A 4424-nucleotide genomic window follows, 5' to 3' on the forward strand; every position below is an offset into this window, starting at 1 on the left:
CCGCCGCCCCCACCACCGCTGCCGCCATCTTTGGCGTACACGCTGGAGAAGCTACCGATGTAATCAGGTACCAGGACAGTCGAGGCCGACAGGACCCCACCAATTGCCAGAGCCAATAAACATTTCTTGAGAAGCATGATGCACCTCCGCTTGGAGTTGCGCCGTCATCTCCGTATCGAACGCAATGTCCAGTGAGTTCCCGGCCGCCCATTGGAGCGGCCAGCCAACCGGCACGGCCATTAATCTGCAGCAAAATCGAGCAACTGCGCTTTCCGAACGATCCTTCAGAGCCAGTCAGCATCTATGCGTGGGAAATATTCCCACACCTATAGATTAGTTCTGTCAGCCCGTGTGTCAACGACCGAACATCCGGACTCACGCAGACGATGGTCCGGGCCGAGGCGGTGAAACGCATCAGCGCAGGGAACCAGGCGGGTATCAGTAGGTGTGGGTGAAAACCAGCCCAGCCTCGGCATCCGGGCTGGCGTCGGAAAAACCCTTGACGGCATATAACTGAAATTTCCAGTTCTGATTGAGCTTATGCGTGAGGAAGAGGGTCAGTTCCTTGATCTGGTCGCCCGTGGAAACAACCTTCTGCCGCCAGTCGTAGGACACCCCCGCCGAGGTCCGCGCGAACACGGGCATGGCGAGTCCCAGGCCGGCGAATATCGGGTTGTCGAAGTCGGAGCCCGACGGGTCGCCGAATTTTTTCCAGCCCAGGGTGGCGAAACCGGTCACCCGGCCGAAGGCCTTGGCGACATCGACCTGGGCGGAATAGTCGGTTTTGCCGGTGCCCAGGCACTTGTCTTCGTCGGCGGTGGGCAACTTGACCTTGCCGATCAGGTCCACGAACAGCCCGCCAATGTTGCCGTCAAGCACGGCATAGTCGGCACCGGCGACCGTATCGCCCAAACCGCTTTCCACCTTGTCGCAACCGCCGGGCAACGGCTCACCATCAGGGCCGACCGAAGGATTGGTGATGCGCAGCCAGGGCACGGTTAGCTTGTAGGTCATGGGACCGGTTTCGTATTTCCCCACCAGCGGGACATACCAGGTTTCGGAGGTAGTGCCAGTGCCATAATCGCCCCGGGAGTAGTCGGTTCCGATCGAGGTCGAGAAGGTATCGGCCAGCGCCGGCAGGGCCAGGCTGGCAAGCCAACCGACGAGCAGGATGCGCTTGGGGTCCATGTTCACCTCGTGTCTTGCGTCATCGAAGTTCACACGCATGCTTTGTTGCGTGACTTACACAGCCTAGTGACTTATGGCAAAAGTGCATCATCCCCGCACTGTTTAACCCGACCTGCCAGAGTGATCGACTTTTTCAACTTTCTCGACCTTTTCGACTTTTTCTACCTTCTCGACTTTTTCTGGTCGCTCAATTTTCTCGACTTTCTCCGGGCGTTCGACCTTTTCAACCTTCTCCGGGCGTTCGACTTTTTCGACTTTCTCCACCCTCTCTACTTTTTCGACCTTCTCGACCTTCTCGACCTTTTCCACTTTCTCGACTTTGCCGGATTGGTCGACCTTCTCGACACGCTCTGACTTGCCGGAGTTGTCCACGTTCACCCGTTCTATCTGGTCGCCACCGCCATGACTGTCATTGCCCCCGTGGCGAGTATCCTCGACACCGCTGTTTTCGCTCCCGGAGCGGCCGCTCCTGTCACTGCCCGAGTTCCCCGAGTTGCCGGAATCCCCCGAGTTGCCAGAGCTATTGGAGCCGCTCGAGTCGCCCGAATTGCCCGAGCCACTTGAGTCGTCCGTATTTTGCTCGCTGCCTCGAACTCGCCCGTGCTGGTTGCTGGCTGGCGAATCGGAGCGCTCGCGGGGCAATTCGATACGCGTGGCCGTTACGTCACGTGCGCCACTGAACACGCCGATGACCCGCACGCGTCGATCCAGCCCCAGCTCCGAAGGCTGCACACCGACAAACGTGGTGTCGCGCGCCAGTGTCACGTTAAAGCCACCCACCACCAGGCGGTGGTCCTGCCGACCCTGTACCAGACCCTCGATCACCGCATTGTGTGCCCGGCCAATGAAGGGCAGGCTCGGGTCGGGGCGACTTTGGCTGACGTCCAGCTCGCGGCCGGACCACTGGCCGCGCACCAGCATTTCCTGGGCCGGACCTGGGTGATTGCTGAGTTTGAGGCCCTGCAGATAACCGCTGCGATCCACCGGACCGATGGCACTGGCCTCCTTGAGGCCGGGCGCCCGGTCGATGCGACTGGCCACCACTTCACCACGGGCATCGCGCAGCCCACTGACCCGCACGGGATCACCCGCACGCAGGCCGGCAGCGACTTGAGCACCGCTGGCCAGACGCACCGGTTGCCCCATGACACGCATGGGCAAGGAGTCTCGAGGCAAGGCTGTCAAAGGGCCTTCGTAGACATGCAGGATCGAAATGCGCCCGGCTTCCAGACCGCGCGTGGAATTGAACGCTTGTACGGCAACCACTTGGCCGACTGCCAGCTGGGTGCTGGTGGCGGCAATGCCGTTCTCGCTGACAGGGACGTTTTTGTTGAAGTGCACCTCCACGCCATTGACGCAGATCGAGGCGAACCCGGTGATGGTGCCGACAATGCCAGTGCCACCGATCCCGCCGTTGTCGTTGCTGATGCCCGTGCCACCCACGCCGCCTGCAATGGCACCGGTGCCGCCAATGCCGCCGGGGCGTTTTTTCAGCGGCGCACCGGTACCGCCCACACCGCCGTTGTCGGTGCTGATGCCGGTACCGCCCATGCCACCAGGCGCCGCGCCCGTACCGCCAGTGCCACCCGGAGCCTGGATGACCGGCACTTCAATGGTGCCCACGTCATTCTCGCTCACGCAGCCTGGGGCGGCTTGCAACACAATCGCAAACCCCAGGCCCATAACGAGGGCAACTGCGCGAATCAGGTGCAGATTGACGGTCATGGCTTGGGAGCCGTTGGTAAGTCGGGATCGGAAGCTTCAGTGTAGAAGTACAGGCCGACCGTGATGCGCTGGCGCGACTCAAGGCTGGGCAGATCGCGGAATTCCAGCTCGGCGGCGAGTCGATTGAAGCTCAACAGGGCCTGCATCCCCTCGCTGGCAACGGCCTCGCGCAACGCCTCGACGCTCATCGGGCTCAGTGCGTCATAGTGGACGCTGCGCTCAAAAAAGGCCGGCCCCTCGCTGCTCAGGTTGTGTACCGCAGCGCAGGCATGATCGTGCAGGTTATGCCCCAGATAAGCCGCTTTCTCATCGAAGCCCTTTTGCGGCACGAAGGCCTGGGCTTCGAGGTGCACGCACTCTTGTTCGTCAAGGCGCACAACCCCCAGGCGCAACCACTCGTCCAGGACCACGCGCGCCCTGATGTCCGTGCTGACCTTCGCCACCAGGGCATCAAAGGAACGGTCGCCGCCGACACTGGCCAATCGAGGCAGCGGCAGTGGCTGGCCGGCATCGTTGCAGAAAGGTGCGCAGGTCCAGGCATTGACCAGTTGCGCACCGAAGGTGATGTTTTCCGGAAGTGTGGAAGAAGCGGGGTCGCTGCTGTTGCGCAAACGCCGTACGTCCTTGCGGTGCACGCCGGTCAGCAGGCTGATGCGGCTGTCGGTCGGGGCCTTGTCGCCCAGACGGAACTCACGGTCCGCCACATCGACAAAAACCTCCTTGAGCAGATCGGCAAACACCAGATAGGTGACGCCTTTGCGCAGCATCAGGCGCACCAGCGGCCGCATGACATGCCGCAGGGCTTTGAGGACGGAGATGGGCAGCGTGGACGATTGCATTCAGCGAATTCCTGGATAGATAACCCAAGTATAGCCATGTGGGAATTAATCCCATGAGCCCACGCGCGTATTTTTTTGCGGTGCCTCATACAAAACCGCTCCCCCGGGTTTTGTATGAGGTCATCAGGCCGCTTCAGGTCCGGCTGTTGTCGTCGCCAGGTTCGCCGCCAGCATGGACACCATTGTCGTCACCCGGCTCACCACCAGCATGGACGCCATTGTCGTCACCCGGCTCACCACCGACATGAACGCCATGATCGTCACCCGGCTCACCGCCGACATGAACGCCATGATCGTCACCCGGCTCACCGCCGACATGAACGCCATGATCGTCACCTGGCTCGCCACCGACGTGAACGCCATGGTCGTCACCCGGTTCTGCATGGGTACCACTGCGACCGGAGTTCGAGTTTCCAGAGCTGGCATGGCCTGAATTCCCATTGCCACTGCCATGGTCGCTGCCGCTATGGCCACTGTTGCCGCCATTGCCACCGCTGTTACCACCGTGGCCTCCACTACCGCTGCCGCCACCGCTGTTACCACCGTGGCCGCCACTACCGTTACCGCCACCGCCACCGCCGTTACCGCCGTGGCTTCCACCACCGCCACCACCGTTGCCGCCACCGCCGTTACCGCCGTGGCTTCCACCACCGCCACCACCGTTGCCGCCAC

Annotated in this window: 4 protein-coding genes; all 4 read right to left on the reverse strand. The window is 61.7% G+C overall.

All coding sequences use genetic code 11. The features are described 5' to 3' along the window. Positions 1–438: 438 nt before the first annotated feature. Positions 439–1188, reverse strand: coding sequence for a hypothetical protein (locus KGA88_RS00175; protein ID WP_103392924.1), 750 nt, complete (start codon positions 1186–1188; stop codon positions 439–441). A 102-nt stretch (positions 1189–1290) separates the two neighbouring features. Beyond that, positions 1291–2913 (reverse strand): DUF5666 domain-containing protein, encoded by a 1623-nt coding sequence (locus KGA88_RS00180; RefSeq protein ID WP_223588123.1) that lies wholly within the window; start codon positions 2911–2913, stop codon positions 1291–1293. Continuing rightward, a complete protein-coding gene (locus tag KGA88_RS00185) occupies positions 2910–3752 on the reverse strand; it encodes a DUF6502 family protein (protein ID WP_223588125.1) in 843 nt (280 codons plus the stop codon). The genes KGA88_RS00180 and KGA88_RS00185 overlap by 4 nt, the downstream gene beginning before the upstream one ends. Before the next feature lie 133 nt (positions 3753–3885). Beyond that, on the reverse strand, positions 3886–4424 hold a 539-nt coding region (locus KGA88_RS00190), incomplete at its 5' end, for a hypothetical protein (RefSeq protein ID WP_223588127.1).

Origin of the sequence: Pseudomonas sp. A-R-19, from assembly GCF_019956575.1 — a bacterium.
Classification (GTDB): Bacteria; Pseudomonadota; Gammaproteobacteria; order Pseudomonadales; family Pseudomonadaceae; genus Aquipseudomonas.

Coding starts and splice junctions, on each gene's coding strand:
- KGA88_RS00175 (WP_103392924.1), bottom strand. CDS start 1,188: ATGGACCCCAAGCGCATCCTGCTCGTCGGTTGGCTTGCCAGCCTGGCC.
- KGA88_RS00180 (WP_223588123.1), bottom strand. CDS start 2,913: ATGACCGTCAATCTGCACCTGATTCGCGCAGTTGCCCTCGTTATGGGC.
- KGA88_RS00185 (WP_223588125.1), bottom strand. CDS start 3,752: ATGCAATCGTCCACGCTGCCCATCTCCGTCCTCAAAGCCCTGCGGCAT.